28 protein-coding genes are annotated in these 26,715 nt (G+C 53.9%); 16 read left to right on the top strand and 12 right to left on the bottom strand.

Annotation, left to right across the window (positions count from 1 at the left end; genetic code table 11):
* Nucleotides 1-346: 346 nt before the first annotated feature.
* Nucleotides 347-886, top strand: coding sequence for a gamma carbonic anhydrase family protein (locus R2X38_RS22905; protein ID WP_317524676.1), 540 nt, complete (start codon nt 347-349; stop codon nt 884-886).
* Nucleotides 887-889: 3 nt separating this feature from the next.
* Here the strand turns inward: R2X38_RS22905 and R2X38_RS22900 are convergent, their stop codons facing one another.
* The 4 genes from R2X38_RS22900 to tsaC all read right to left on the bottom strand — a co-directional run bounded on the left by R2X38_RS22900 (nt 890) and on the right by tsaC (nt 3,552).
* Nucleotides 890-1,153 carry a DUF1488 domain-containing protein gene (locus R2X38_RS22900; RefSeq protein ID WP_317524675.1) on the bottom strand — a complete coding sequence of 88 codons (264 nt, stop codon included), beginning with the start codon at nt 1,151-1,153 and terminating at the stop codon, nt 890-892.
* An 8-nt stretch (nt 1,154-1,161) separates the two neighbouring features.
* Nucleotides 1,162-1,983 carry a shikimate dehydrogenase gene (gene aroE / locus R2X38_RS22895; protein WP_317524674.1) on the bottom strand — a complete coding sequence of 274 codons (822 nt, stop codon included), beginning with the start codon at nt 1,981-1,983 and terminating at the stop codon, nt 1,162-1,164.
* A gap of 95 nt (nt 1,984-2,078) precedes the next feature.
* Nucleotides 2,079-2,984, bottom strand: coding sequence for an oxygen-dependent coproporphyrinogen oxidase (hemF, locus tag R2X38_RS22890; protein WP_317524673.1), 906 nt, complete (start codon nt 2,982-2,984; stop codon nt 2,079-2,081).
* Between the two features lie 10 nt (nt 2,985-2,994).
* Nucleotides 2,995-3,552: an L-threonylcarbamoyladenylate synthase type 1 TsaC gene (gene tsaC / locus R2X38_RS22885; protein ID WP_317524672.1), complete on the bottom strand. Its 558-nt coding sequence runs from the start codon at nt 3,550-3,552 to the stop codon at nt 2,995-2,997.
* Nucleotides 3,553-3,751: 199 nt separating this feature from the next.
* Here tsaC and purE point away from each other — a divergent pair, with 199 nt between their 5' ends.
* Together purE and R2X38_RS22875 are read left to right on the top strand one after the other, a co-directional pair.
* Nucleotides 3,752-4,240 (top strand): 5-(carboxyamino)imidazole ribonucleotide mutase, encoded by a 489-nt coding sequence (purE, locus tag R2X38_RS22880; protein WP_317524671.1) that lies wholly within the window; start codon nt 3,752-3,754, stop codon nt 4,238-4,240.
* Nucleotides 4,240-5,355, top strand: a complete 1,116-nt coding sequence (locus R2X38_RS22875) for a 5-(carboxyamino)imidazole ribonucleotide synthase (RefSeq protein ID WP_317524670.1) — start codon at nt 4,240-4,242, stop codon at nt 5,353-5,355. The genes purE and R2X38_RS22875 overlap by 1 nt, the downstream gene beginning before the upstream one ends.
* A gap of 92 nt (nt 5,356-5,447) precedes the next feature.
* Here the strand turns inward: R2X38_RS22875 and R2X38_RS22870 are convergent, their stop codons facing one another.
* From R2X38_RS22870 to R2X38_RS22855, 4 genes are read right to left on the bottom strand one after another with little or no spacing between them, the layout of a single operon-like run.
* On the bottom strand, nt 5,448-6,026 hold the full coding sequence (locus R2X38_RS22870) for a type I DNA topoisomerase (protein ID WP_317524669.1): 579 nt from the start codon (nt 6,024-6,026) through the stop codon (nt 5,448-5,450).
* A 40-nt stretch (nt 6,027-6,066) separates the two neighbouring features.
* Nucleotides 6,067-6,540, bottom strand: coding sequence for a DUF494 family protein (locus tag R2X38_RS22865; RefSeq protein ID WP_317524668.1), 474 nt, complete (start codon nt 6,538-6,540; stop codon nt 6,067-6,069).
* A 2-nt stretch (nt 6,541-6,542) separates the two neighbouring features.
* Nucleotides 6,543-7,652 carry a DNA-processing protein DprA gene (gene dprA / locus R2X38_RS22860; RefSeq protein WP_411185798.1) on the bottom strand — a complete coding sequence of 370 codons (1,110 nt, stop codon included), beginning with the start codon at nt 7,650-7,652 and terminating at the stop codon, nt 6,543-6,545.
* Between the two features lie 9 nt (nt 7,653-7,661).
* On the bottom strand, nt 7,662-8,768 hold the full coding sequence (locus tag R2X38_RS22855; protein ID WP_317524667.1) for a LysM domain-containing protein: 1,107 nt from the start codon (nt 8,766-8,768) through the stop codon (nt 7,662-7,664).
* A 288-nt stretch (nt 8,769-9,056) separates the two neighbouring features.
* Here R2X38_RS22855 and def point away from each other — a divergent pair, with 288 nt between their 5' ends.
* From def to R2X38_RS22830, 5 genes are all read left to right on the top strand, one after another.
* Nucleotides 9,057-9,578 (top strand): peptide deformylase, encoded by a 522-nt coding sequence (gene def, locus R2X38_RS22850; RefSeq protein WP_317524665.1) that lies wholly within the window; start codon nt 9,057-9,059, stop codon nt 9,576-9,578.
* A gap of 28 nt (nt 9,579-9,606) precedes the next feature.
* Entirely contained in the window at nt 9,607-10,551 is a 945-nt protein-coding gene (gene fmt, locus R2X38_RS22845; protein WP_317524663.1) for a methionyl-tRNA formyltransferase, read from the top strand.
* Between the two features lie 97 nt (nt 10,552-10,648).
* The gene (gene rsmB, locus R2X38_RS22840; protein WP_317524662.1) at nt 10,649-11,929 is read left to right on the top strand and encodes a 16S rRNA (cytosine(967)-C(5))-methyltransferase RsmB; all 1,281 of its coding nucleotides are present in this window, start codon (nt 10,649-10,651) and stop codon (nt 11,927-11,929) included.
* A 188-nt stretch (nt 11,930-12,117) separates the two neighbouring features.
* A complete protein-coding gene (gene trkA / locus R2X38_RS22835; RefSeq protein ID WP_317524661.1) occupies nt 12,118-13,494 on the top strand; it encodes a Trk system potassium transporter TrkA in 1,377 nt (458 codons plus the stop codon).
* Nucleotides 13,495-13,502: 8 nt separating this feature from the next.
* Nucleotides 13,503-14,948, top strand: a complete 1,446-nt coding sequence (locus R2X38_RS22830) for a TrkH family potassium uptake protein (protein WP_317524660.1) — start codon at nt 13,503-13,505, stop codon at nt 14,946-14,948.
* 80 nt (nt 14,949-15,028) lie between these two features.
* On the opposite strand, the gene trhA is transcribed toward R2X38_RS22830, so the two are convergent.
* The 3 genes from trhA to R2X38_RS22815 all read right to left on the bottom strand — a co-directional run bounded on the left by trhA (nt 15,029) and on the right by R2X38_RS22815 (nt 17,451).
* On the bottom strand, nt 15,029-15,688 hold the full coding sequence (gene trhA, locus R2X38_RS22825) for a PAQR family membrane homeostasis protein TrhA (RefSeq protein ID WP_317524659.1): 660 nt from the start codon (nt 15,686-15,688) through the stop codon (nt 15,029-15,031).
* Between the two features lie 135 nt (nt 15,689-15,823).
* Nucleotides 15,824-16,612, bottom strand: coding sequence for a sporulation protein (locus tag R2X38_RS22820; RefSeq protein ID WP_317524658.1), 789 nt, complete (start codon nt 16,610-16,612; stop codon nt 15,824-15,826).
* Between the two features lie 161 nt (nt 16,613-16,773).
* Nucleotides 16,774-17,451: a FadR/GntR family transcriptional regulator gene (locus tag R2X38_RS22815; RefSeq protein ID WP_317524657.1), complete on the bottom strand. Its 678-nt coding sequence runs from the start codon at nt 17,449-17,451 to the stop codon at nt 16,774-16,776.
* A 343-nt stretch (nt 17,452-17,794) separates the two neighbouring features.
* Here R2X38_RS22815 and R2X38_RS22810 point away from each other — a divergent pair, with 343 nt between their 5' ends.
* The 5 genes from R2X38_RS22810 to R2X38_RS22790 all read left to right on the top strand — a co-directional run bounded on the left by R2X38_RS22810 (nt 17,795) and on the right by R2X38_RS22790 (nt 21,838).
* Complete coding sequence (locus tag R2X38_RS22810; protein ID WP_317524656.1) at nt 17,795-17,971, top strand: hypothetical protein; 177 nt, start codon at nt 17,795-17,797, stop codon at nt 17,969-17,971.
* A 143-nt stretch (nt 17,972-18,114) separates the two neighbouring features.
* Entirely contained in the window at nt 18,115-18,381 is a 267-nt protein-coding gene (locus tag R2X38_RS22805) for a YihD family protein (RefSeq protein WP_317524655.1), read from the top strand.
* A gap of 259 nt (nt 18,382-18,640) precedes the next feature.
* Entirely contained in the window at nt 18,641-20,065 is a 1,425-nt protein-coding gene (gene ccoG, locus R2X38_RS22800; RefSeq protein WP_317524654.1) for a cytochrome c oxidase accessory protein CcoG, read from the top strand.
* 108 nt (nt 20,066-20,173) lie between these two features.
* A complete protein-coding gene (locus R2X38_RS22795) occupies nt 20,174-21,163 on the top strand; it encodes a serine/threonine protein kinase (protein ID WP_317524653.1) in 990 nt (329 codons plus the stop codon).
* Nucleotides 21,164-21,235: 72 nt separating this feature from the next.
* On the top strand, nt 21,236-21,838 hold the full coding sequence (locus R2X38_RS22790; RefSeq protein WP_107301386.1) for a thiol:disulfide interchange protein DsbA/DsbL: 603 nt from the start codon (nt 21,236-21,238) through the stop codon (nt 21,836-21,838).
* 84 nt (nt 21,839-21,922) lie between these two features.
* Here the strand turns inward: R2X38_RS22790 and R2X38_RS22785 are convergent, their stop codons facing one another.
* Nucleotides 21,923-23,452, bottom strand: a complete 1,530-nt coding sequence (locus R2X38_RS22785; RefSeq protein ID WP_317524652.1) for a YifB family Mg chelatase-like AAA ATPase — start codon at nt 23,450-23,452, stop codon at nt 21,923-21,925.
* Nucleotides 23,453-23,858: 406 nt separating this feature from the next.
* Here R2X38_RS22785 and ilvG point away from each other — a divergent pair, with 406 nt between their 5' ends.
* The 3 genes from ilvG to ilvE are packed head-to-tail and all read left to right on the top strand — an operon-like array spanning nt 23,859 to nt 26,709.
* Nucleotides 23,859-25,505, top strand: a complete 1,647-nt coding sequence (gene ilvG, locus R2X38_RS22780; protein WP_317524651.1) for an acetolactate synthase 2 catalytic subunit — start codon at nt 23,859-23,861, stop codon at nt 25,503-25,505.
* On the top strand, nt 25,505-25,753 hold the full coding sequence (gene ilvM, locus R2X38_RS22775) for an acetolactate synthase 2 small subunit (RefSeq protein WP_107300824.1): 249 nt from the start codon (nt 25,505-25,507) through the stop codon (nt 25,751-25,753). The genes ilvG and ilvM overlap by 1 nt, the downstream gene beginning before the upstream one ends.
* A gap of 20 nt (nt 25,754-25,773) precedes the next feature.
* Entirely contained in the window at nt 25,774-26,709 is a 936-nt protein-coding gene (gene ilvE / locus R2X38_RS22770; protein WP_317524650.1) for a branched-chain-amino-acid transaminase, read from the top strand.
* The last annotated feature ends 6 nt before the right edge of the window (nt 26,710-26,715 follow it).

The following is a 26,715-nucleotide window of genomic DNA, read 5'->3' as shown; positions in this document are numbered from 1 at the left end:
ATTACCGAAGTAATGAATGAATTGACTGTGGATACTAAAAGTATCATTGGTCACTCAGTTTCATTGATAATTCTTTTGACTATCATTTCACGAGTGCCCACACAGATTGCATGGTCAAATTGTTAAAGAACAATCCGCTACGTTGCCAGCTTAAGTTGCCGTGCTCCGTGTCGGTGAGATGGCATTATAGAGACTTCGATCACGTTAGCAAGGCCAATTTCAAAAAAAATTCATCTTTCAGGCTCGACTGTGCACTATTCAAACAAAAGCGGCATTTTTCGATATAATTTGCACTACAGCAAAGCTAATCTAACGATATAAACTTAATTTTTTAAGGCTCAACACTATGGTTTCATCTATACGTCCTTATAAAGGCACATATCCGACAATTGCTTCTAACGCCTATATTGATCCATCTGCCGTACTGGTCGGTGATATTACCCTAGGAGAAGATACCAGTATCTGGCCTTTGGTCGCCGCCCGGGGCGATGTAAACCATATAAAGATAGGTGCGAGAAGCAATGTTCAGGATGGAACCGTCCTCCATGTCACCCGAACCAGCAGTGACAACCCGCAAGGCCATCCACTACTTATCGGGGATGATGTAACCATTGGCCATAAGGCGATGCTTCATGGCTGCCAGATCGGAAACCGGGTATTGGTAGGGATGGGGGCAATCCTCTTAGACGGGGCAATTGTTGAAGATGACGTGATTATCGGTGCAGGAAGTTTAGTCCCACCGGGCAAGGTGCTTGAAAGTGGCTTTCTTTATGTAGGTAGCCCAGCCAAACAAGCGCGCCCGTTATCCGATAAAGAGCGCGCTTTTTTGCCTGGTTCAGCCGATAATTATGTCAGGCTGAAAAACGAATACCTAGCTGAAGGGTAGGGCTTAGTTAATTTCAATATCGCCAGCCTGATTGAACTCTTCATCTTCAATCATGGTTTCGGCGATATCTTCCAAATCAAAACGGCACTGAGCAAAAGCACTGAGTACAGCTGCTTCATCAACTAGTGCTTGGCCACACTTTTTCTCCAGCCATGCCAGGCTAACCCAACAATGGATCAACGCACCGCCTTGCTGGGCAGGAAAGTTAACCGCCTGGCGATCACTGTCCCAGGTCTGTAGATCGGCAAATAGGATATCTTGATTCATTGTCTTCTTTATTTCTGTAGGGTGCGACGCAGCTCGCGCTGGACCTGCTTAGCCCCAGGACGAAGACCCCGCCACAGCATGAAACTCTCAGCAGCCTGGCCAACCAGCATACCCAAACCATCCAATGTCACTCTGGCACCAAGCTCTTTGGCCCAGACATTGAAGGTGGTCGGCTCAGCCCCGTATACCATGTCATAGCAGGTCACTTCGGGACGGATCAAACTCGGTGGAATACCCGGTAGCTCACCACTTAAGCTGGCTGAGGTCGAGTTAATGATCACATCATATTCTTTCCCATCCAGCTCGGACAAGGTCGACGCCTCGACCGGCCCATGCGAGGAAAATAGCTCAACTAACGCCTCTGCTTTTTCTACCGTCCGGTTTGCAATCGTCAAAGCGCTAACACCTTGAGCCAATAACGGTAGTACCACACCGCGGGCAGCGCCTCCCGCACCGATAAGTAACACTCTTTGGCCTTCAAGCAAGGTACTGTGTTGCAGCAAATCCTGCACCAGCCCTTCTCCGTCAGTGTTATCACCAAGGATCACACCGTCGTCGAGTTTCTTAAGAGTATTGACGGCACCAGCAAGCCGGGCCCGCTCGGTCAACTGGTTGGCGTAGGCAAATGCGTCTTCTTTAAATGGCATAGTGACATTACAACCACGGCCACCAGCAGCAAAAAACACCTCCGCCGCTTCTTTGAAACCATCGACTGGAACAAGTTGGGCGTCATAGCGCATGTCCTGTCCTGTCTGACGAGCAAAGAGCGTGTGAATAAAAGGGGATTTACTCTGGGCAATCGGGTTGCCAAAAACAACATACTTATCCATATGCCGGGGTTCCGTGTTATCAAACCAATAAAAAAGGGCCAGTATTGCTACTGACCCTATCATTGCCGATTCAATGACTCAAATCCTTTAGGCTCTTACCAGCTTCGCGGCTTGAGGTAATTATCATAGAGCTCGGCTTCCTGCGAACCTGGCTCAGGGGTGTAACTGTATTCCCAACGGGCAAGGGGAGGCATTGACATCAAGATCGATTCGGTGCGGCCGCCGCTTTGCAGGCCAAACAAGGTGCCACGGTCATATACCAGGTTAAACTCAACATAACGACCACGACGATAAAGCTGGAACTGGCGCTCACGCTCGCCATAAGGGGTAGGGTAGCGCTTCTCGACAATCGGCAAATAGGCATCCAGATAACCGTTCCCCACAGCCTGCATGTAGGCAAAACTTTTTTCGAAGCCCCAGTCATTGAGATCATCGAAGAACAAGCCGCCAACCCCACGGGTCTCGTTACGGTGAGGCAGGAAGAAATACTTGTCACACCACGCCTTGTGCTCGTCATAAACTGACTCGCCAAACGGCTGGCAAAGCGCCTTGGCCGTATCGTGCCAATGCTGGCAGTCTTCTTCGAACGGGTAGAACGGCGTCAAATCAAAACCACCACCAAACCACCATACCGGCTCTTCTCCCTCTTTCTCGGCAATGAAAAAACGGACATTGGCGTGAGAAGTCGGAACATACGGGTTGCGCGGGTGGATCACTAGCGATACGCCCATAGCCTCGAAACTACGTCCGGCAAGCTCAGGACGGTGCGCGGTCGCCGATGCCGGCATCTTCGTACCGAACACATGGGAGAAGTTAACGCCAGCCTGCTCGAAGATGCGTCCTTCACGGAGTACGCGACTGCGGCCACCACCACCTTGTTCACGCTGCCATTCATCCTGTTCGAAGTTGGCTTGGCCATCCTGCTCGGCAACGGCGTTGCAGATCTTGTCTTGCAGATCCAACAAAAAGGCTTTGACGGCTTCTTTATTCACTTGCTGCATGCTCTGTATCCTATCCTTGGCGGAAAATATTACCGGTAATGGCATCTCGGATTTCTGAAGGGTTATCCCGCCCTCCGGTCTCACCCTGCAATATCGCCGATAGCTGAGAACCCAACTGCGCTTCCACCTCAGCCACACTGCGGCCCGGCTCTTGGCCTGTGAGGTTGGCACTGGTTGATGTTAGCGGTTTACCAAAAGCAAGGCAGAGCTGTTGGACCAAAGGATGGTCAGTCACCCGAACCGCGATAGTATCGAACTGCCCAGTCAAGAAACTTGGTACTCCCGGCTTGGTTGGCATCACCCAGGTCACCGGGCCAGGCCAAGAGGCAAAAATACGGGCTTTCTGTTCTTCGTTGAGAGTGCTGTCATCGACGTAGGGAGCCAGCTGCTCATAGTTGGCAGCAATCAGGATCAATCCTTTTTCGACCGGACGCTGCTTGAGCGCCAAAAGTTTATTTACAGCGGTTTCACTATCGGGATCACACCCCACGCCAAACACGGCCTCGGTAGGGTAGGCAATAACGTCCTGCTGCTGCAGGGCTGCAACCACTTGATTCAGGTTCTCCACAGGTACCTCTTAGAATTGACTGACGTCAGTTTTAACGTTCTGTTTACCTATCTTACCGACTCCTTACTAACAACTCCATGCTCGTTAATCATTGTTGCAATTTACCTGACGCAAACGTTTTCCTTCACAAAAAATACTCGTATAATGCGCGGCACATGCATTAATACCTCACAGTTTAGTTACCCCAAAGGAGATCGGGATGAAAGTTGGGATCATCATGGGCTCAAAGTCAGATTGGCCAACCATGCAGCATGCTGCTGAAATGCTGGACCGCTTCAACATTGCTTATGAAACCAAAGTTGTGTCTGCCCACCGTACTCCGCACCTATTGGCTGAGTATGCAGAGCAAGCACAAGCGCGTGGTATCAAGGTGATTATTGCCGGTGCCGGTGGCGCTGCTCACCTACCAGGTATGACCGCGGCCTTCACTAGCCTACCAGTCCTTGGGGTACCGGTTCAGTCCCGCGCCCTAAAAGGCATGGACTCGCTACTTTCTATCGTCCAGATGCCAAAAGGTGTTGCTGTGGGTACTCTGGCAATTGGTGATGCCGGTGCAGCCAATGCCGGCCTGCTAGCCGCGCAGATCATCGGCACCCAAGACAACACTGTCATGGCCGCTATCGATGCTTTCCGCAAGGAGCAAACTGACACTGTTCTGGCCAACCCGAATCCGGCCGAGGAAGCGTAATGAAAGTACTGGTACTTGGTGCCGGGCAGCTTGCCCGAATGATGTCGCTGGCCGGCGCACCACTGAACATTGAAGTCTTTGCTTATGATGTCGGTACGGGCAATGTGGTTCACCCTCTGACCCAGCAGGTCATGCTGAAGGGACTCAATACCGCCATTACCTATTCCGATGTGATCACCGCAGAATTCGAGCATATTCCCCATGAAATTCTCGATATCTGCGAGCAGAGCGGGAAGTTCCTGCCGACCACCGACGCGATCAAAGCCGGTGGCGATCGCCGCCTGGAAAAAGCATTGCTCGACAGTGCCGGGGTGGCCAATGCCAAATACCACCTGATCAACAGCCGTGAAGACTTAGATGCCGCGATAGAGACTGTTGGCCTGCCGATGGTACTGAAAAGTGCCCTGGGCGGTTATGATGGCAAAGGCCAATGGCGCCTGAAGCTGCGCGAAGATGCCGACAAGATCTGGCCAGAAATGGCAGAATTCATGGCACAGACCGATAACCAGGCCATCGTAGCCGAAGAGTTCGTTCCGTTTGACCGCGAAGTTTCACTGGTTGGTGCCCGTGGCAAAAACGGCGATATCGCGGTCTACCCACTGGCAGAAAACACCCACACTGACGGGGTGCTGAGCCTATCGGTTGCACTGACAGGCAATGAAGCGCTGCAGAATCAAGCCGAAGCCATGTTCCGCTCACTCGCCGAATCGATGGACTATGTCGGTGTACTGGCAATTGAGTTCTTTGATGTTGATGGTAAGTTGCTAGTCAACGAAATCGCTCCGCGTGTCCATAACTCAGGCCACTGGACCCAGCAGGGTGCCGAAACCTGTCAGTTCGAGAACCACCTGCGTGCAGTCGCCGGGTTGCCTCTGGGCAGTACGACGTTGCTTCGCCCGACAGCGATGATCAACATCCTCGGAGAGGATCGCCTGCCAACCGACTTGCTCAGCCATCCTCAGTGCCATATTCACTGGTACGGCAAAGAAAAGCGTCCAGGCCGCAAGATGGGGCACATCAATGTCTGCGCTGACACCCAAGAGCAGCTTGATGACTCACTGGCAACCATTGCCGGTCACCTTGACCCAGCTGCATTCCCAGCCCTCAAACGCTAGCTGACCGCCCAAAGTACCGGGCAAGGCAAAAAAAGCAGAGTCCAAACAACAAAGCCAGCATCATGCTGGCTTTGTTTCATCTACCTGTCATATCAGCAGGATTGGTCTTGGGCTTGTTCCTGATAAGCATGGCAACGGCGATCAGCGCATTGCAGCTTGGTACCGCTAGCCAATTTCTTCTCAATCAGCAAACCAAAGCCACATTCCTGGCAAGATCCCTGCACCGGCTTGGCATTGACGGCAAAACGGCACGACGGGTACTGATCACAAGCATAGAATGCCTTGCCGTATCGCGATTTTCGCTCGACCAAGTTACCTTTCTGGCACTGAGGGCAAGGAACATGGGTGGATTCGGCTTTTTTCTCTGGCGATTCAATATGGTGACATTGCGGGTAGCCGCTACAGCCAATAAACATGCCGTAGCGCCCCTGACGAAGCACCAACTCTTCGCCACAATCCGGGCAGGGTTGACCTAGATGCTTAACGATGTGGCCATCGTTTTGCGCCAAAGGTTTAATGTAGTCGCACTCAGGATAGTGGGTGCAACCAAGGAAAGGACCGCGTTTGCTATTGCGCATCGCCAGCGGCGAGCCGCACTTCGGGCACAGATTATCATGCTCGAGGGCGTGCTCATGGGCACTGAATAACTGGGTGTTTATTTTTCCAGACATACTACTCAATCATCTTCAACAACACCCCACCCATACGGACTTAGTGTATATAGCCATCTTCCATGCCATACAACAGCTCTTCCATCTGGCTGTAGGCACTTTCGTTGCCCGGCGCATTAAACAAAACCATCAAGATAATCCATTTGAGATCATCGAGATTAAAATCAGCGGTTTCCAGCGCCATCACCCGGTCAATGACCATTTCACGGGTATCTGCGCCCAGCACATGAATTTGTTCTAGGTAGGTCAAAAAACCACGGCATGAGATATCCATCCGCGACATTTCCTGCGCTGTGTAAATACGCATGGCTGTCACAGAGCTGGTGTTCATATATGGGGTTTCTTCGGTTTCTTGCAAAGCCGCTAGCTTTTCAAGCCACTCCAGCGCCTTGTAAATATCTTCCTGGTGGAAACCAGCACGAAGCAACTCTTCGGAAAGTTCATCCTGATCAACCATGAGCTCCGCATCACTGTGGATATAGGTTTCAAACAGGTACATTAGGATATCCATCATAACTAGCCCCTCCTCGTTCTGACATAGCCACCTGGTACGGCAGCGACCACACCTTGCAGCTCCAATTCGAGTAACTGCATCATGACTTCATGAACGGGTAATCCACTGCGTTCAGCAACTACATCTACGGGTGTTGCCTCATTGCCTACGTTAGCCAACAGCGCTGGAAATGGCAATTTTTCATTTTCAGGATGTGGGACATTATGCGCCAACTGACTACTTTTTGCACACTCAGTAAGTACCCCAACGTCCTCAAAGATATCGACCGGAGATTCTACTAATTTAGCACCGTTTTTTATCAGTGCATGACAGCCTTTGCTCATCGGGTTATGGATCGCACCGGGAATGGCAAAAACATCCCGCCCTTGCTCAAGGGCATAGCGGGCTGTAATTAATGATCCGCTCTTTTCTTCAGCCTCAACCACTAATACGCCGACCGACAAACCGCTGATCACCCGGTTACGACGGGGAAAGTTTTGCGGCCGGGGCGGTTCATCCGGCCAAAACTCAGAAACCAGCGCACCTTGCTCGACAATCGATGCTGCCAAATCGCGGTGCTTGGCGGGGTAGACTTTATCAAGCCCCGACCCCAATACTGCCACAGTTGCACCGCCATTTTTCAGTGCACCATAATGGGCCCGACCATCAACCCCCAGAGCCAAACCACTGGTCACCACATACTCAGCCGCTACCATAGCCGCGGCAAACTCGTAGGCAGCTTCCAAACCATCAATACTGGCTGCCCGGCTTCCCACCATAGCCAACTGGGGCTCGTGTAACCAACGGGGCTCGCCCCGGACAAACAACAAGGGTGGGGGAGAGGGTATTTCCTTTAGCAGGGCAGGATAGAGCGGGGAATCGAGGGCAATGATCTGCTGGTTTGGCTGTTGGTGCCACGCCAGACAGCGTTCAATTCTGTTTTGCGGCGGACTGGCAATATGCTGGCGCTGACGCTCGGTAAGCCCGAGCTCGGCCTGCTCGCGACCTGACAACCCGCGCAAGACCGATGGGCTGGTACGATCCAACAGGCGGCCAATTCGATAACCGCCCAACTGTGGCGTGGAGGCCAGAATGAGCCAATCCGTAAGTGAAGACATAGTGACTGAAGACATAGCGTCAATTTAGCCTTGGTAGGGTGGAATCAACTGCGCACCCACCCTGAAAGGCTCTTTCGCCTTAGTCACAACGGCCAGGCTAAAGTACTCGTAAGGCCGGATCACCATCACTTCCCCGACCGGGGTATCTTGCAATTGCTGCGACTGAGATAAGCTCAAGGCGAAAGACATGATTGGGCTATCAGGTTTGTTGTACTCGTACTGCCCCTTTTCACCCATATACTTAGCGCCTGGGCGAGTGATTTGGAACACATGCCCTGCCGCCAGTCCATCGAGGTGCCCCTGATCCAGCACCACCACTTCATGGGTAGCGATAAACGCCATTCCCCCTAACCCAGCCAGTACCTTGGCACTCGTCGGCTCTGGGTAAGGAGAGGGGATAAAGCTCATTGCAGCCATGCTGGGAGGCAAAGGAGCGGGCAGGAGGATATCATTGGGCATCACCTCTCTTTTGGCATCGGTCAGCAGCACGGCACTGGTGGTTTCCGTTACGGCCACAACCTCCCCCCGTGCCACTTCTTTCAAGATAGACACCTCTGTGGTCTCGCCCGATGCCAACTCACGTTGCAACTGCTGCTTGGGACGGAAAATCCCCCACTTGTCTCCTTTTTTTAGAGGCATATCTACCCAGATCGTTTCTCCGCGGGGAATGTAACCCTGTGCACGACTATCACCGATCACATGGGGGAGATGCTGTACCTCTTTGCTAGTCAGCAGCTTATCTTCAGCAAGATACGGCAACAATAATTGCGCCGGTAATGTAGTCATTGGCTTGGAAGTCACTATCGCTTTGGGTGACAAATGCTTGTGAGGCTTGCGCAGCAGGCGAGGCTGGCCATCGACAAAATGCAAATAGAGCTGATCACCGGGATATATCCAATGGGGATCCGCCACCGTACTGCGATTGCTTTGCCATAGCTCGGGCCAGCGCCACGGGCTGGCAAGGTAGTGGCCGGCAATATCCCAAAGCGTATCCCCTTTTTTCACGGTGTAGACCGATGGTGCGCCTTCAATCACATTGAGCTCTGTCGCCTGGGCCTGCCACCCCATACTTATACCGGCGATAGCCATTATCAGCCCACATTGGCACATTGCCGTTTTCAATATTTTCATCGCTCCCCCTATAACCGCCAAGCCACACAACAGCCAAGCTATTTTGTCAGGCTGTCACTGCGCCTTTGATGAGTCCAGCTCACCGCACCAGTTATCCCGGAGTTTTCGGCCAGCTTCACTTTTCCAGCGTTATTGTTGCAAGCTGTTGAAGCGCCGGGCCTAGCAGCCACACAGCACCCAAGCACCAAGTGACTGCAACGGGGTACTATGATTTGGCTTATAAAATGACTAGAATTAGAACAATTAAACGATCCCTGTTATCAGTACTGTCTTTTAAAACGAGTATCTATGTCTTTATTGCAAGTATTAACATTCCCTGACGAGCGCCTGCGCACCGTTGCCAAGCCTGTTGAAGCCGTGACCCCTGAGATCCAGAAGTTTGTCGACGACATGCTGGAAACCATGTACGACGAAGAAGGCATCGGTTTGGCGGCAACCCAGGTGGACGTCCACCAGCGCATCGTGGTGATCGACCTGTCGGAAGAGCGCAATGAGCCTATGGTACTGATCAACCCAGAAATCATCGAAAAACGTGGCGAAGACGGCATCGAAGAAGGCTGCCTGTCGGTACCGGGTGCCCGCGCCCTAGTGCCGCGTGCTGCGGAAGTGACCGTCAAAGCGCTAAACCGTGACGGCGAAGAGTTCACGTTTGACGCTGACGACCTACTGGCTATCTGCGTCCAGCACGAGCTTGACCACCTAGAAGGCAAACTGTTTGTCGATTACCTATCACCGCTGAAACGTAAGCGAATCCAGGACAAACTGGCCAAAATCAAGCGCTTCAACGAAAAACACGCGAATAACGCTTAATTCGCCCACCAGATTTAAGGACGCTACCTTGAGCAAACCTTTAAAAATTGTTTTTGCTGGTACTCCGGATTTCGCCGCCCGTCACCTGGCGGCGTTATTGTCTTCGGAGCACGATGTTATTGCGGTGTATACCCAACCAGACCGTCCGGCGGGTCGCGGTAAAAAACTAACTGCCAGCCCGGTCAAGAATATCGCGCTTGAGCACGATATCCCGGTATACCAACCGGAAAACTTCAAGTCAGATGAAGCCAAGCAGCAACTCGCTGATCTGGATGCCGATATCATGGTCGTCGTCGCTTACGGCCTGCTTCTACCACAAGCCGTATTGGATACCCCGAAGCTAGGCTGTATCAATGTCCATGGCTCTATCCTGCCACGCTGGCGTGGCGCTGCACCTATCCAACGCTCAATCTGGGCCGGTGATGCCGAAACCGGCGTGACCATCATGCAGATGGATATCGGCCTAGATACCGGTGATATGCTGAAGATCGCCACCTTGCCGATTGAGCCTAGCGATACCAGCGCATCGATGTACGAAAAGCTGGCCGAGCTTGGCCCCGTTGCCTTGGTCGACTGCCTGGCTGATATTGCCGAGGGCAAAGCTGCTCCTGAAAAGCAGGATGATGCGCTAGCCAACTACGCCAAGAAGCTGAGCAAAGAAGAGGCCTGCATCAACTGGGCCGATGATGCTGAGCATATCGAACGCTGTATCCGTGCCTTCAACCCGTGGCCGATGAGCTACTTCGTGGTTGCCGAGCAGAACGTCAAAGTCTGGCAGGCCAGTGTTGAGGACGATAACCAGGGCAAAGCACCGGGAACGGTTCTGGCAGCCGACAAGCAGGGGATCCTGGTCGCTACCGGTAAAGGGGCACTGCGCCTGACCGAGCTCCAGCCGCCGGGCAAGAAAGCGATGAAAGCACAGGATTTGCTGAACTCGCGCCGCGAGTGGTTCGAACCCGGCACGGTACTGTAACCTTCCAAGGGCCAGTGCTTGCACTGGCCTTACTTTTTTCAACCTACTGCCATGACAATAATGCACTGGACGTAGGTCAACACATCAGGAAATCTGCATGAACGTAAGAGCTGCAGCAGCCAAGGTTATCTATCAAGTGGTTGATCAGGGCCAGTCTCTTTCTACCGCACTGCCGGCTGCCCAACAAGATATCAAAGAGCGTGACCATGCGCTGCTCCAGGAGATCTGCTACGGCGTCCTGCGCTGGCTGCCACGCCTTGAGTCGATTACCCAGCAGCTGATGGACAAGCCGCTCAAGGGCAAACAGCGTGTCTTCCACCACCTTATTCTTGTTGGCCTGTACCAGCTGGGTTACATGCGTATCCCGGCCCATGCCGCAGTGGCCGAGACTGTCAACGCCACCAAAAACCTGAAAAAGCCACAGCTGCGTGGCCTGATCAATGCCATTTTGCGTAATTACCAACGCCAGCAAGAAAGCCTTGATGAACAAGCGACCAGCCATGATGCCGGTCGCTACGGTCACCCGGGCTGGTTGCTCAAGCTGCTAAAAGCCAGCTACCCGGAGCAGCTTGATAGCATCACCACCGCCAACAACACCAAGGCGCCAATGTGGCTGCGGGTCAACCGCCAGCACCACACCCGCGATGCCTACCGCGCCCTGCTGGACGAAGCCGGTATCGATACCGATATCCACCCAGAAGCCCCGGATGCCCTCAAGCTCCATGCGCCGTGCGATGTCAACAAGCTGCCGGGCTTTGCCGATGGCTGGGTATCAGTGCAAGATGCAGCTGCCCAACTGTCAGTGGAATACCTCCAGCCACAGGCCGGCGAGCTGATCCTCGATTGCTGTGCTGCACCGGGTGGTAAAACTGCCCATATCATGGAGCGCCAGCCGGATACCCAAGTGGTTGCGATCGACTGTGACGACAACCGCCTCAAGCGGGTGCATGACAACCTGCAGCGCCTAAACCTGACAGCCCAGGTGCTGTGTGCCGATGCACGCTACCCAGAGCAGTGGTGGCAGGGCGAGCAGTTCGACCGCATTTTGCTGGATGCGCCGTGTTCGGCCACCGGCGTGATCCGCCGCCACCCGGACATCAAGTGGCTGCGCCGTGCCGATGATATCGAAGCCCTGGCCCAGTTGCAGTCCGAAATCGTCGATGCGATGTGGCAGCAGCTCAAGCCGGGCGGCACCTTGGTCTATGCGACATGCTCTATCACTCCGCAGGAAAACAGCGAGCAGGTCAAAGCATTCCTGGCACGCACAACAGATGCCGAACTGATCGGCAGCGATAGCGAGCAACCCGGCCGCCAGATATTACCTGGCGAACAGGATATGGACGGCTTCTACTATGCCGTTATGCGTAAAGCGAGCTAAATAACCAAAAACGGAACTTGATTATCAAGTTCCGTTTTTTTGTTCACATTTCGGGATGTTAAGCGGGTAATTCAGCGTGTTCGCTTTCTATCGCTGAAAACTAAGTTATTCTAAATGAGCAGAGTTCTGCATGACCCTTATCCCGAAGCGTAGTAACCTACAACGATTCTATTAATCAGGCATATGCTATGAAAATTATCATTCTCGGAGCCGGACAGGTCGGCGGTACCCTTGCCGAAAACCTGGTTGGCGAGAACAACGATATCACTATCGTCGATAAGGACCCAGAGCGCCTGCGCGAACTGCAAGATAAGTATGATCTGCGTGTCGTGCAGGGCTTTGCCAGCCATCCCCGCACCCTGCGCGAAGCCGGGGCCCAGGATGCCGACATGCTGGTATCGGTCACCAACTCCGATGAAACCAATATGATCGCCTGCCAGATCGCCTTTACCCTGTTCAACACCCCAAACCGGGTGGCACGTATCCGCTCGCCGGAGTACCTCAAGGAAAAGGACCAGCTGTTCCAGTCCGACGCGGTACCGGTCGATCACCTGATCGCCCCGGAAGAGCTAGTGACCGGTTATATCGAACGCCTGATCGAATACCCGGGAGCCTTGCAGGTCGTTGGCTTTGCCGAAGACAAAGTCGGCCTGGTTGCGGTAAAAGCTTATTATGGCGGCCCACTGGTCGGTAATGCCCTGTCCGCACTGCGCGAGCATATGCCCCATGTCGATACCCGGGTAGCGGCGATTTTCCGTCAGGGCCGGCCGATCAGACCGCGTGGTACCACCATTATCGAAGCCGATGACGAAGTCTTCTTCGTAGCGGCAAGCAACCATATCCGCTCGGTGATGAGTGAGCTGCAGCGTCTCGAAAAACCCTACAAGCGGCTGATGATTGTCGGTGGCGGTAACATCGGTGCCGGTCTCGCCCGCCGCTTGGAGCAAAACTACAGCGTCAAGCTGATCGAGCGTAATCCCGAGCGGGCCGAGAACCTATCGGAAATGCTGGAGAACACCATCGTATTCTGCGGTGACGCGTCCGATCAGGAATTGCTGAGCGAAGAGCATATCGAGCAAATCGACGTGTTCATTGCCGTCACCAATGATGATGAAGCCAACATCATGTCTGCCATGCTGGCCAAGCGTATGGGTGCCAAGAAGGTCATGGTACTGATCCAGCGCGGTGCTTATGTCGATCTGGTCCAGGGCGGTACCATTGATATTGCGATTTCCCCGCAGCAAGCCACCATCTCGGCGCTGCTGACCCACGTGCGAAAGGCCGATATCGTCAACGTGTCTTCACTGCGCCGTGGTGCTGCCGAAGCCATCGAGGCCATTGCCCACGGGGACTCGACAACCTCCAAGGTGGTCGGCAAGGCGGTAGGTGACATCAAGCTGCCACCGGGCACCACTATCGGCGCGGTTGTCCGCGGTGAAGAAGTGCTTATCGCCCATGACCGTACCGTGATCGAGCAAAACGACCACGTGGTGATGTTCCTGGTCGATAAGAAATACATCCCAGACGTCGAACGCCTGTTCCAACCAAGCCCGTTCTTCCTGTAGCAGCCACCATGGTTAACTTTCGTCCCATTCTGTTCGTGATAGGGCTGGTCTTATCCAAGATCGCCCTGTTCATGTATGTCCCAACCCTGGTGGCCTTTGCCACCGGGACCGAGGGTTTTATCGACTTCGCCACTGCCGTCATCATCACCCATATGGTGGCCTTCCTGTGCCTGACTTTCGGCCGTACCAGCGAGTTCAAGCTCAGCGTGCGGGATATGTTTATGATCACCACCCTGGTGTGGACCATCGCCAGTGCCTTTGCGGCCCTGCCGTTCGTCTTTATCAACCATATCAGCTTCACCGATGCCTACTTCGAGACCATGTCGGGGATCACCACCACCGGCTCGACGGTACTCAGCGGACTGGATGATATGGCCCCGAGTATCTTGCTGTGGCGTTCCACCCTGCAGTGGCTCGGCGGGATCGGCTTTATCGTGATGGGGGTGGCTATCTTGCCGATGCTCAATGTCGGTGGTATGCGCCTGTTCCAGACCGAATCTTCCGACTGGTCGGATAAAAGCTCGCCGCGGACCAAGAGCGTGGCCAAGAACATCGTCAATGTCTATCTCAGCCTGACCGGATTGTGCTTCCTCGGCTATCTACTGACCGGCATGAACACCTTCGATGCTATCAACCATGCCTTTACCACGCTGTCGACCGGGGGCTATTCGACCTCGGACGGCTCGATGAACCATTTCTCCAACAGCGCCCACTGGGTAGCGATTGTGTTCATGTTTGCCGGCGGCCTGCCGTTTCTGCTGTTCGTCCAGGCCCTGCGCAAGCGCGAAGCCCGCACCCTGCTGAGCGACGCCCAGGTGAGGGGCTTTACCATGTTGGTGTTCAGCGCCGGACTTGCCGTCGCACTGTGGTTGACCTGGCAGTTGGACTACCGCTTTATCGATGCCTTCCGGGTCTCACTGTTCAATATCATCTCGGTAGTCACCACGACTGGCTTCGGCCTCGATGATTTCACCGCCTGGGGGCCTTTCCCGACAATCATCTTTGCCTTCATCATGCTGGTCGGTGGCTGCTCGGGCTCGACCGCCGGGGGGATCAAGATCTTCCGTTTCCAGGTCGCCTTCGCCTTGCTGCGCAAGCAGATGATGCAGCTGATCCACCCGTCGGGGGTTTTCATCCAGCGCTACAACGGCCGTCCGGTCACCGATGGTATCGTGCGTTCGGTGGTTGCCTTTGCCCTGACCTTTGTCCTGACCATCGTAGTTGTTGCCGCAGTGCTCGGTATGCAGGGACTGGATGCGATCACCAGCATTACCGGTGCCGTTACCGCTGTCGCCAATGTTGGTCCAGGGATGGGGGATGTAATAGGCCCAACCGGCAATTTTGCCACCTTGCCAGATTTGGCCAAATGGACCTTGAGCTTCGGCATGCTGATGGGAAGGCTGGAAATCCTGACCGTATTAGTGGTGTTCTTCCCTGCCTTCTGGCGCAACTAGTCACTCACAGCCATAGAAACCCAAAGAGAGCCAACCGGCTCTCTTTTTTATTGGGGCAAACGTAATGCTCTCTTACATGGCTAGACTGGCTTGACGTAGAAATAGATCGCCAGAAAATGTAAGACGGTGCCACCCAACACAAACAAGTGCCAAATCGCATGATTGTAGGGAATGCGCTTGTTGACGTAGAACACCACACCAATTGAGTAAACGATGCCACCAGCTGCCAGCAAAACCAAACCGCCAGTCGCCAAGGTCATCGCCAGCGGGTAAATCGCTATCAGTGACAGCCAGCCCATGGTCAGGTAGGTCGCCAGTGACAGCCGCTTGAAGCGATAGACAAAAGCGATCTTGAGTACGATGCCGATCAGCGCAATGGCCCAGATCACTGCCATCAAGGTAATGGCTAGCGGGGTACGCAGGGTGATCAGCAAAAATGGAGTGTAGGTACCGGCTATCAATAGATAGATAGCACAATGGTCAAAGGTCTTCAGTGCCCGCTTGGCCCGCTCGAACGGGATGGCATGGTAAAGCGTCGAGGCCAGGTAGAGCAAAATCATACTGGCCCCATAGATACTCAGACTGGTAATACTCAATGCATCGGCACCGTGGCTGACTGCCTGCATCAGCAGCAAGACCAAGCCGACAATGCCAAACACCATGCCAAGACCATGGCTGACACTGTTTGCCACCTCCTCCGTGACCGAATACCCCGACTCTATTGCTAACTGCTCTGCCATTACTGTCATCCTAAATATAGAGTTTATGCTCAATATAGTTGCAGTATGGCACACTTGGCTTACAGGTGTAAGCTGAAATGAGCATTTCTTGTGAATCGTTCTTATTTCGTAGTCAAAACAACAAAAATCAATCCGCTAGGTTGTTTGATCTAAAAATGCCAACACCCGTTCGCCCGCCTGCTGTGGATGCAGGCTGGCAGGGATCTCGCAGAAGCGCTCCAACTCTCCCCGGCCAAGCAGGCCCGAGAGCATGCCACTGAAACCACGCTGGCGGCGATCAATCTCAAACCACATCTGCAAGCCTGATTCATCACGGAATACCACGACCTCCAGCTCTCGCCAGCGGCCATGGTAAGGACCTGATACCGGCACAAACTCAAACTCCTGAACAAAAGGCAGCTCAAAACCCTTGGCGGCTTCGCACTCTACCTGACGGATCCGGAGGCCAGCCAGCTCCAGTGCCGAGAACACCCCATCCAGCAGCGGATCCGGCCTGACGGTCAGCAGATCTTTGTCCTTGGCATCAAAAGCCAGTGGCATATCGAGATGGGTTTCGAGCCAGACGTGGGAATCACCAATGGTGATAGGGGTATTGAAAGGCAGTGCCAAGCTGACGTCGAAATGGCGTTCTTCGTTGGCACCGATAGCAAACGAGTAGGGCAGCGACCATTCAGCCAAACGGCAGGTCTGGGTGACTTTTTCCTTGCGGTGCTGACTGTCTCCCCGGCTGGTTTCCACTTCTTCTTCGTAGTGGCAACACAGGAACAGGTAAATATTGTCGATCTGCTGCTCCACTTTACCGCCATGGACCTGCACATCAATTTCCAGGGGCTCACCGGGGATCAGGACGCCTTGCGGCAGCACTGTATCGACCCGGGCCGAGCCAATACCCAGGCTGGCCAAGCTTTTGCGGAATAATGACATCAGAGCATCTCCTTTGCTGCATACGCATGGGCGCTACGACCAAATGCGCACTTTCAATATGAAATGATACTTATATTGCAGTGAACACTGTGCGGCTGCAAGGGGAGACTAGGCGATCTGGTGCACAAACAAAAAAACGAAGCCTCAGCTTCGTTTTCTCTCTAGCGCAACAATTCGATGGTGGCCTGTCTGGCCGCTTCCGGATCGCGGGCCATGATACCGTCGACCACTTTCTGGTGCAGTTCAAGCTTGAGCAGCTTCTCCCGGGTGATCACCCTGAAGTAACTCTCGAACACTGCCTTGAACAAGTTACCAAACGGGCTGATGAAATGGTTGCCCGAGGCAAAGTAAATCAACTGATGATAGCGGGTATCCACTTCCACCCAGCGCTCTTTATCAAATTGCTCACCCAGAGCATGCATTTCTGCCATCAGGCTGCATAACTCTTCGCGATCGGTATCATTGGCATTGAGGGCGGTCAGGGCGGCAGCCTCTGGCTCAAGGGAAATTCTGACCCGCTGGAATTCAGCCACCAGCTCACCGTGCTGCTCGAAGTTGAGCCAAGCCAGCAAATCCTGATCGAGATAATTCCAGTTTCGCTTCGGTAGCACTCGGGTACCGATACGCGGGCGGGGCAGTACCATCCCCTTGGCCGCCAACATTTTGATCGCTTCGCGAATCGCGGTCCGGCTCACCCCGTACATTTCTCCCAGCTCGACTTCACCTGGCAAAATATCGCCCGGTGCCGTTTCGCCACGCAAGATCTGCTGCCCGATAGATTCTGCCAGTTTATATGACAAGTTACGGCTGGTGACCCGTCGCTGCTGATCGTGATCCATTAACTCCCTCCAGAGGCTGTTGTTATCGTCCTGCCTCTCTATGTTCGGCAGGCGCTTATTGCCAGCAAGGCTGCATTAGACCACAAAGCGGCACCAGATAAACGGCTTATCTTCACAGATGACGAGACAGGTAACAATTCGCTAGCAAGTACGGGTAATAAATGGGAGGTAAATACTTTTGCCATGGTCAAATATCACTCGACTTAATCATAGGTTGTTGCTATTCTCGCCGCGAAAATTAAACACTATTTTATTCCCGCAGAGGAACGGCCCAGCCAACAGCACAGATGCGGAAATAATGTATTCACTCTGGCCACGGAAGCGCCTGACTAATAGGTAAATCATGCGCCCAGCCTCGTTCGTCAGGTACAGCACGCCTCGCAGTCCATCGCGCCTGCGTAGTACCTCGCACGCCCCAACGCTAAAAAGCAAAAAAACCAAAGCTGCTGTTCAATCCCTGCCTGTGACCCCAGCCCCGCAATCGGCTGATGTCATCACCGACAGCGAAAAAGCCGCGTAGCTCAAAGCAAGTGTTCAGGGCAGCCTTCGGGCTGCCCTGTTATTTCCATCCATCTATTTGTATCCGTGCCTGCTTTGTTATAACGTTACCCACAATAAAAATATGACTATAAAGTTAACCAGCCTTTACTATGTGGAGTTGTTATGAAGACCCATCGCGTCAATGAAATGATCGAGCTTATTCACCCGGAATGGCTCAAAGAACCGGATATGAACCTGGTTCAGTTCTTGCTGAAACTGGCCGAAGAAGCCAAGTTCGAGGGCAAACTGGAAGATCTGACCGACGACATCCTGATTTACCACCTGAAGATGCGCAACAGCGAGAAACAGGAGATGATCCCGGGTATCGCCAAAGACTGCGAAGACGACTTCAAGACGGCCATCTTGCGCGCCCGCGGCATCATCAAGTAATCAATTTGCTGGGCCACCATGGTCCAGCATTCATTTTCCCGCCTTCTTTTATCTATCTTTCAAATATTTAATACTTGCCACCTCACACTCTCGGCCATCCATTGTCTAAATTATGACCTTGCTAGCGTACTCCCCCACGCGGCTAGGATATACTCCCCCTTGTAACATTTATTTACCAGTCTCTTACAATTAAAACGTACCGGCCGGCAATGTACTGGCTGCCGCTGCCTGTGAAGCAGCATCCAAGGAAAGTAATGTCATGACCCAAGAGAAAATCAAGATAAAGGATGTCACCCCGCCGACGTTCAACCCCAAGACCCACAAAGGGGGTAGCGATCGATTCAACCCGAGCAACCGGATCTATGTCCGGGCCGCCAAAGGGGTATATCAACAGCTGAGGCGGCGCATGGGCTGGCTGCTGATGCTGCTGTTCATGGGCTTGCCGTGGATCCCCTACGGCGACCGCCAGGCAATCCTGCTCGATATCGGCCAGCAACAGTTCAACTTTTTCGGTACCACCCTTTGGCCGCAAGATCTCACCTTGCTGGCAACCCTGTTCATGATCGCCGCGTTTGCCCTGTTTTTCGTCACTACTTTCCTCGGCCGGGTGTGGTGTGGGTATTTCTGCCCCCAGACAGTCTGGACCTTCATCTATATCTGGTTTGAAGAAAAGCTCGAGGGACCAGCCAACAAGCGCCGCAAGCAGGACAGTATCAAGCCCACCGCCAAGCTCATCGGTCGCAAAGTCCTCAAGCATATTGCCTGGCTTGCCGTGGCCCTTGCCACCGGGCTGACCTTTGTCGGCTACTTCCTGCCGATCAAATCCCTGGTAGTCGACTTCTTTACCTTCGGGACCAGCTTCTGGGCCGGCTTCTGGGTGCTGTTTTTTACCGGCTGCACCTACGCCAATGCCGGTTGGATGCGCTCGATAGTCTGTATCCACATGTGTCCTTATGCACGCTTCCAGTCGGCGATGTTCGACAAGGACACCTACATTGTCGGCTATGATGTAGAACGCGGCGAAGCCCGCGGCCCAAGGCCGCGCAAGAAAGATCCCAAAGCACTTGGCCTTGGTGACTGTATCGACTGCAACCTGTGCGTGCAGGTGTGCCCGACCGGCATCGATATCCGTGACGGCCTGCAGTATGAGTGCATCAACTGCGGCGCCTGTGTCGATGCCTGTGACGAGACCATGGATCGCATGGGTTATGATAAACGCCTGATCAGTTATACCACCGAGCATAAACTGGAAGGCCATAGCACCCATATCATGCGTCCAAAGCTGATTGGCTATGGCGGTGTGATGGTGGCGATGATCGGCCTGTTTTTCTATCTGCTCGCTTCGGTGCAACCAATGGGACTGGATGTGATCCGCGACCGCAGCCAGCTGTTCCGGGTAAATAATGAGGGCTTGGTGGAAAATACCTATACCCTCAAAATCCTCAACAAAACCCAGCAAGATACCCGCTATACCCTGGCCGTCAGCGGTATCGAGGAGATCGAGTGGTACGGCCCGCAGCAAATCAATGTCGAGGCAGGGGAAATCTTTACCCTGCCGGTCAGCCTCGGCGTCGCCCCATACCTGCTGCAGGGTAATATTGCCGATATCACCTTTACCCTGACCCGGGAGAGCGACGGTAGCCAGATCCATACCGAGAGCCGATTCATCGGCGAGCTGCGCTGATCCCTGCGTTAGGTTAAGTGCAAAATAGTGTAAAGAAAGGGCCATAAAAGGCCCTTTCTTATTATGATGTTATAATTGCGTACTATCTGTACCTAGTGGAAAGTCACGATGACACAACAACACGGCTTCAACTTTGCCGATCTCAACCCAGACCTGTTGCTGGATGCCCTCGATAGCATCGGCATCCGTGCTGAATCCGGCCTGCTACCGCTCAACAGCTACGAGAACCGGGTGTACCAGTTTGTCGCCGAAGACGGTGCCCGCTATGTCACCAAGTTTTATCGCCCCCAGCGCTGGACCGACGAACAGATTGACGAAGAGCATCAGTTCACGCTGGAACTAGCCGAACAAGAAATTCCCGTGGCAGCCCCTATTGCTATCGATAACCGCACTCTCCATCCGTTCCAGAACCATCGCCTCGCATTATTCCCGAGCATGGGAGGACGCCAGTTCGAGGTCGACAACTTTGATCAGCTGGAGTGGGTTGGCCGCTTCCTCGGCCGGATCCACCGGGTCGGCCAACGCACCACCTTTGCGCACCGCCCGACTATCGGTCTGGAGGAATACCTTTATCAGCCCCGTCAGGTCCTCGAGCAATCGACGATGATCCCCGATCACCTCAAGCATGCTTTTTTTGCCGATCTCGATACCCTGATCCGCGAGCTCGAGCAGCAATGGCACAACGACTGGCAATCCATCCGCCTGCATGGTGATTGCCACCCGGGTAATATCCTGTGGCGTGACGGCCCGCTTTTCGTCGACTTGGACGATGCCCGCAACGGCCCGGCAGTCCAAGACTTGTGGATGTTACTCAACGGCGAACGCCATGATCAGCTGGCCCAGCTCGACACCATTTTGGAAGCCTACAGTGAGTTTGCCGACTTCGATCAAAAACAGTTGCAACTGATCGAGCCTTTGCGCGGTCTTAGAATGGTACATTACATGGCTTGGTTGGCCCGTCGCTGGGAAGATCCTGCTTTCCCGCAGGCATTTCCTTGGTTTGCCGATGCCAAATACTGGGAAGGCCAAGTGTTGGCATTCAAGGAGCAGCTGGCAGCTCTGCAGGAGCCGCCATTGCAACTGATGCCGCAATGGTAATAATACTAATCACAACACCGGAGAAATAACCTCGTTATTTCAGACCTTTGCTTTAAGGGAGTAAATTGATCCATGTTTAAGAAAATCCTAGCTTTTGCCAGCGTGGCACTGCTATCGCTGTCGGTACAGGCGGCGAAGTTTACCGAAGGGGAATACTACAAAGTCCTTGAGCTGCCTAAATCCAGCAGCCCAGTGGTCACCGAGTTTTTCTCGTTCTACTGCCCGCACTGTAATAGCTTCGAGCCAATCATCCAGCAGCTGAAGAAAAACCTGCCGGACAATGCCAAGCTGCAGAAAAACCACGTGTCGTTCATGGGCGGCAACATGGGCAAATCAATGAGCAAGGCCTACGCGACCTCTGTGGTACTGGGTGTGGAAGACAAAATGGTGCCAGTGCTGTTCGGCCGCATCCATGACATGCAGAAGCCACCGCGCAACGATAACGAACTACGCCAGATCTTCCTCGACGAAGGCGTCAGTGCAGAAGACTTCGATGGTGCCTTCAACAGCTTCGCTGTTAACTCGATGGTCAACCGCTTCAACAAAGCCTTCCAGGACAGCGGCCTGACCGGCGTACCGGCAATCATCGTCAACAACAAATACCTAGTGGAAGCCGGCAAAGTCAAATCGGTCGACGAGTACTTCGAGTTGGTCAACTACCTGCTGACCAAATAATCCTGCTCAGTGCATACACATTCAAGACAAAAAGGCCCGACGGGCCTTTTTTGTTATCTCTCCCCTCAAGCAACAGTTCACCCGCTATACCGCCTGTGCGGTCAACTGACGCAGTAGCCTGTCCATTGCCCGGTAGCCCAGCGCTTCGGCAAGGTGCTTACGTTCAATCACCTCACAGCCTGCCAGATCGGCAATGGTCCGCGCCACCTTGATGATCCTATGATAAGCCCGGATAGACAAACCAAGCTGATGCAGTGCCGTTTCGAGAAATTCCGCATCTTGCTTGTCGAGCTTACAGAAGGTATCCAGTTCACGGGTTCCCAGCAGGGCATTGACCCGTCCGCTGCGCTCAACCATGGCCTCTCTGGCGGCCCATACCCGCTCGCGGATCACTTTGCTGGGCTCGCCCCGATCGCCGCCGTCTGCCAGTGTCCCGCGCGGCAGGGCCGGGATCTCAATCGACATATCGAAGCGATCAAGGAGCGGACCTGACAAACGGCTGAGGTAGCGAAGAATTGCCTGGGGGTTGGTACGCGACTGGTTGCCTTCGTAAAAGCCAGTCGGGCTCGGATTCAAGGCCCCGATCAGCTGGAACCGAGCCGGAAAGGTGGTCTTGCTGGTGGCACGGGAGATCACTATCTCACCGGACTCCAACGGTTCACGCAGCGAGTCCAGTACCTTGCGCTCAAACTCCGGCATTTCATCCAAGAAGAGGAGCCCGTTATTGGCCAGGGAGATCTCGCCGGGACGGGGGACAGACCCACCGCCAACCAATGCCGCCATCGAGCTGGAGTGATGAGGGGTGCGAAAAGGGCGCTGGCGCCAATTGCCTTCGTGAATGTGCTGCTGGGTCAGCGACGCAACAGAGGCAGTTTCCATTGCCTCGGCAATAGACATGGGCGGCAGCAAATCACACAGCCTTGAGGCCAGCATGGTCTTCCCGGTTCCAGGCGGCCCAAGAAATAGCAAGTTATGGCCACCTGCCGCGGCTATTTCCAACGCCCGCTTGCCTTGTTGCTGACCGATAATGTCCTGCATATCACGTTCAGGCATGTTGTCATCCACCGTATCGGCGGCCTCTGACTGTGCCAATGCCAACTCAGACTGTCCATGCAGGTAACTACAAACAGCCAGCAGACTTGGCGCCGATTTATGCTTGTCCTTACCCACCAGCGCAACTTGATCGCCATTGCCGTCGGGGACCACCAGACAACGTTTGTCCTGTCCGGCCGCCAAAGCGGCAGGTAGTCCCCCTTTCACCGGGCGTAGCTCACCTGATAATGCCAGCTCCCCCAAAAATTCATAATTTTGCAGCTTATTTGCTGGGATCTGCTCCGAAGCTGCCAGAATTCCCAGCGCAATAGGGAGGTCAAACCGACCGCCTTCCTTGGGCAAATCTGCCGGAGCCAGATTGACGGTTATACGCCGCGACGGAAACTCAAAGCCGGCATTAACGATGGCGCTACGGACCCTGTCCTTGGCTTCCTTAACACTGGTTTCCGGCAGCCCGACAAGCTGGAACGCCGGCATCCCGTTACTGATATGTACCTCGACGGTGACGGCAGGGGCCTGCACCCCAACACTGGCACGGCTATGGATAATGGCAAGGTTCATCAATAGTCATCCTGCTGTTATATCAATCAAAAAAGTTAAATTTATTCACCTAATAGGTTTCACCAATAGCCTATTTATGCAGCCGGATTGCAAAATAATTTTGATTTTTTTCTTGTCATGCGAGCGATGTCTGTGTTACCACTAGGTCAACACAACGTCTTAACATAAAAAACCGGACAGACAGTCAATGCAATTTATGGCCAACGCCCTCCTACTCATTATCAACGTCATCGTGGTGCTTATTTCACTACGAGGGGGTCGGGCAGGCGTAAATTAGCAGCAAGCACAACAAACGCAGAGAAGCCCCCTAAGCCAACAGGCTAGGGGGCTTTTTTTTGGACTATTTAATCGAATCAGCTGAAATAACCATCAGCACGTCACAGGCAAGGAACAGGGGAGAGCGGCGATGACGGGAGCAGAGTTAGTCGTAAAGGCGCTGCAGAAACATGGGATAACAACAGTATTTGGCTACCCGGGCGGGGCCATCATGCCGATCTACGATGCCCTTTACGACGGTGGTGTTGAGCATATCCTATGCCGCCACGAGCAAGGGGCAGCCATGGCGGCTATCGGGATGGCGAGAGCCACCCAGGATGTCGCAGTATGCATGGCGACATCCGGTCCGGGCGCCACCAATTTGATGACAGGCCTGGCTGACGCCTTCCTCGATTCAGTACCAATTGTTGCCATCACTGGCCAGGTTGCCAGCTCGCACATCGGCACCGATGCCTTCCAGGAAATGGATGTGATCGGCATGTCGCTAGCCTGTGCCAAGCACAGCTACCTGGTGACCGATATCAACGAGCTGATCCCAACGCTTGCCGAGGCTTTCGAAGTGGCCAAGGCCGGTCGCCCGGGACCTGTCGTGGTAGATATCGCCAAAGATGTCCAACTTGCCCTCGCACCTGAAGGCGATCTGACCCCAATTACCCCACCGGCTATCCCTGTTGTGACTAACGAGCAGATAGCGACCGCCCAGCAAGTTCTCTCCGCTAGCCAGCGCCCGGTACTGTATGTAGGCGGTGGCGTCCAGTTAGCCCATGCCACCGACACGGTTCGTACCTTCCTTGCCATGAACCCGATGCCATCGGTCAGTACCCTCAAGGGCCTGGGCACTATCGAGCGCCACGACCCGCACTATTTGGGGATGCTGGGCATGCACGGCACCAAGACGGCCAACCTGGTGGTGCAGGAGTGTGACCTGCTGATTGTTATCGGCGCCCGCTTCGATGACCGGGTGACCGGCAAGCTAGATACCTTTGCACCGCATGCCAAGGTGATCCATATCGATATCGATGCCGCCGAGTTCAACAAACTGCGTCATGCCCATGCCCCGCTGCGAGGTGACATCAACGTTATCCTGCCGCAACTGGAGCTGAGCCAGGATATCAGTGACTGGGTTGACTACACTTCAAGCCTGCGCCAACAGAACAAGTGGCGCTATGACCATCCGGGCGATCTGATCTATGCCCCGCTGCTGATGAAGCAGCTATCCGACATGATGCCGGATTCATCAATGGTCTCGACCGATGTCGGCCAGCACCAGATGTGGGCGGCCCAACACATCCAGCCACGTCAGCCACAAAACTACATCACCTCGGCAGGCCTTGGCACCATGGGCTTCGGCTTACCGGCAGCGATGGGTGCCAAAGTAGCCCGCCCGGATGACGAGTCTATCCTGATCACCGGCGACGGCTCGTTCATGATGAACATCCAGGAGCTCGGCACCCTCAAGCGCCGCCAGATCCCGGTCAAGATGGTGCTGATCAACAACCAGCGTCTCGGCATGGTACGCCAGTGGCAGTCGCTGTTCTTCGATGGCCGCCACAGCGAAACCATCCTTGATGACAACCCGGATTTCGTGATGCTGGCAAAAGCCTTCGATATCCCGGGCAAAACCATCACCCGTAAAGAAGAAGTCGAGCCGGCATTGCAAGAAATGATGGCGAGCAAAACCGCTTACCTGCTCCATGTATTGATCTCGGAAGAAGACAATGTATGGCCCCTCGTACCACCTGGCGCGGCAAATCAAGATATGCTGGAGAATACTTAATGGACAGATATTTACTCGACATCAAAGCGGATGATAAGCCAGTATTACTAGAGCGGATCTTGCGCGTTATCCGCCACCGTGGTTTTGTGATAAAACAAGTCAATGCAACCCAGAACCACGAAAGCAAAATTGCCAGTATCGAAATCCTTGTTGACAGCGACCGTCCGATAACGACGCTGATCAACCAAATCGAGAAACTTTGGGATATTCGTACCGTAGAAACCACACTCGTAGAAAACCGAGATTAGATTTTAAGGAAGGAACAAACATGGCCAACACAGCGGATTTTATTTGGTTCAACGGTGAAATGGTGCCTTGGGGCGATGCCAAGGTGCACGTCCTGACCCATGCCATGCACTACGGTACCTCGGTCTTCGAAGGTATCCGCTGCTACAACACCCCGAAAGGCCCGGCGGTCTTCCGCCACAAAGAGCACATGGATCGCCTGAAGAACTCAGCCAAAATCTACCGCTTCCCGATCCCGTACAGCTCAGACGAGCTGATGGAGATCTGCCGCGAAACCCTGCGGGCCAACAAGCTGGAGTCAGCTTATATCCGCCCGCTGGGCTATGTCGGCAATGTTGGCCTAGGCGTCTGCCCACCGGTAGACACCGAGATGGATTTGATGGTCGCCGCCTTCCCTTGGGGCTCCTACCTTGGCGAAGAAGCACTGGAAAACGGCGTTGATGCCATGATCTCCAGCTGGCACCGTGCCGCGCCGAATACCATCCCGACTGCAGCCAAAGCTGGCGGTAACTACCTGTCATCACTACTCGTCGGTGGTGAAGCTCGCCGCCACGGCTATGCCGAGGGTATCGCCCTGAGCGTTGACGGTTACCTCTCTGAAGGCGCTGGCGAGAATCTGTTCGTGGTTCGCAACGGCATTCTGTCAACACCGCCAACTACCAGCGCCATCCTGCCGGGTATTACCCGCGATACTATTATGACTCTGGCCAAAGAGCGTGGTTATGAAGTTCGTGAGGAAAACATTGCCCGCGAGGCTCTGTACCTGGCTGACGAGATCTTCATGACAGGCACTGCAGCTGAAATCGTTCCGGTCCGCAGTGTTGACCAGATCACCGTGGGCGAAGGCAAACGCGGCCCAATCACCAAGGTGCTGCAGGAAGCCTACTTCGGCCTGTTCAACGGCAGCACCGAAGACAAATGGGGTTGGCTTGACTACGTTTACCCTGCCGACAAGTAAACACTG

This window comes from Photobacterium rosenbergii (assembly GCF_033022775.1).
In the GTDB taxonomy this organism is placed as follows: domain Bacteria; phylum Pseudomonadota; class Gammaproteobacteria; order Enterobacterales; family Vibrionaceae; genus Photobacterium; species Photobacterium rosenbergii_A.
This window is presented reverse-complemented; position numbering and strand designations above follow the sequence as displayed.

Coding starts and splice junctions, on each gene's coding strand:
- R2X38_RS22905 (WP_317524676.1), top strand. CDS start 347: ATGGTTTCATCTATACGTCCTTATAAAGGCACATATCCGACAATTGCT.
- R2X38_RS22900 (WP_317524675.1), bottom strand. CDS start 1,153: ATGAATCAAGATATCCTATTTGCCGATCTACAGACCTGGGACAGTGAT.
- aroE (WP_317524674.1), bottom strand. CDS start 1,983: ATGGATAAGTATGTTGTTTTTGGCAACCCGATTGCCCAGAGTAAATCC.
- hemF (WP_317524673.1), bottom strand. CDS start 2,984: ATGCAGCAAGTGAATAAAGAAGCCGTCAAAGCCTTTTTGTTGGATCTG.
- purE (WP_317524671.1), top strand. CDS start 3,752: ATGAAAGTTGGGATCATCATGGGCTCAAAGTCAGATTGGCCAACCATG.
- R2X38_RS22875 (WP_317524670.1), top strand. CDS start 4,240: ATGAAAGTACTGGTACTTGGTGCCGGGCAGCTTGCCCGAATGATGTCG.
- R2X38_RS22870 (WP_317524669.1), bottom strand. CDS start 6,026: ATGTCTGGAAAAATAAACACCCAGTTATTCAGTGCCCATGAGCACGCC.
- R2X38_RS22865 (WP_317524668.1), bottom strand. CDS start 6,540: ATGATGGATATCCTAATGTACCTGTTTGAAACCTATATCCACAGTGAT.
- dprA (WP_411185798.1), bottom strand. CDS start 7,652: ATGTCTTCAGTCACTATGTCTTCACTTACGGATTGGCTCATTCTGGCC.
- R2X38_RS22855 (WP_317524667.1), bottom strand. CDS start 8,768: ATGAAAATATTGAAAACGGCAATGTGCCAATGTGGGCTGATAATGGCT.
- def (WP_317524665.1), top strand. CDS start 9,057: ATGTCTTTATTGCAAGTATTAACATTCCCTGACGAGCGCCTGCGCACC.
- rsmB (WP_317524662.1), top strand. CDS start 10,649: ATGAACGTAAGAGCTGCAGCAGCCAAGGTTATCTATCAAGTGGTTGAT.
- trkA (WP_317524661.1), top strand. CDS start 12,118: ATGAAAATTATCATTCTCGGAGCCGGACAGGTCGGCGGTACCCTTGCC.
- R2X38_RS22830 (WP_317524660.1), top strand. CDS start 13,503: ATGGTTAACTTTCGTCCCATTCTGTTCGTGATAGGGCTGGTCTTATCC.
- trhA (WP_317524659.1), bottom strand. CDS start 15,688: ATGGCAGAGCAGTTAGCAATAGAGTCGGGGTATTCGGTCACGGAGGAG.
- R2X38_RS22820 (WP_317524658.1), bottom strand. CDS start 16,612: ATGTCATTATTCCGCAAAAGCTTGGCCAGCCTGGGTATTGGCTCGGCC.
- R2X38_RS22815 (WP_317524657.1), bottom strand. CDS start 17,451: ATGGATCACGATCAGCAGCGACGGGTCACCAGCCGTAACTTGTCATAT.
- R2X38_RS22810 (WP_317524656.1), top strand. CDS start 17,795: ATGCGCCCAGCCTCGTTCGTCAGGTACAGCACGCCTCGCAGTCCATCG.
- R2X38_RS22805 (WP_317524655.1), top strand. CDS start 18,115: ATGAAGACCCATCGCGTCAATGAAATGATCGAGCTTATTCACCCGGAA.
- ccoG (WP_317524654.1), top strand. CDS start 18,641: ATGACCCAAGAGAAAATCAAGATAAAGGATGTCACCCCGCCGACGTTC.
- R2X38_RS22795 (WP_317524653.1), top strand. CDS start 20,174: ATGACACAACAACACGGCTTCAACTTTGCCGATCTCAACCCAGACCTG.
- R2X38_RS22790 (WP_107301386.1), top strand. CDS start 21,236: ATGTTTAAGAAAATCCTAGCTTTTGCCAGCGTGGCACTGCTATCGCTG.
- R2X38_RS22785 (WP_317524652.1), bottom strand. CDS start 23,452: ATGAACCTTGCCATTATCCATAGCCGTGCCAGTGTTGGGGTGCAGGCC.
- ilvG (WP_317524651.1), top strand. CDS start 23,859: ATGACGGGAGCAGAGTTAGTCGTAAAGGCGCTGCAGAAACATGGGATA.
- ilvM (WP_107300824.1), top strand. CDS start 25,505: ATGGACAGATATTTACTCGACATCAAAGCGGATGATAAGCCAGTATTA.
- ilvE (WP_317524650.1), top strand. CDS start 25,774: ATGGCCAACACAGCGGATTTTATTTGGTTCAACGGTGAAATGGTGCCT.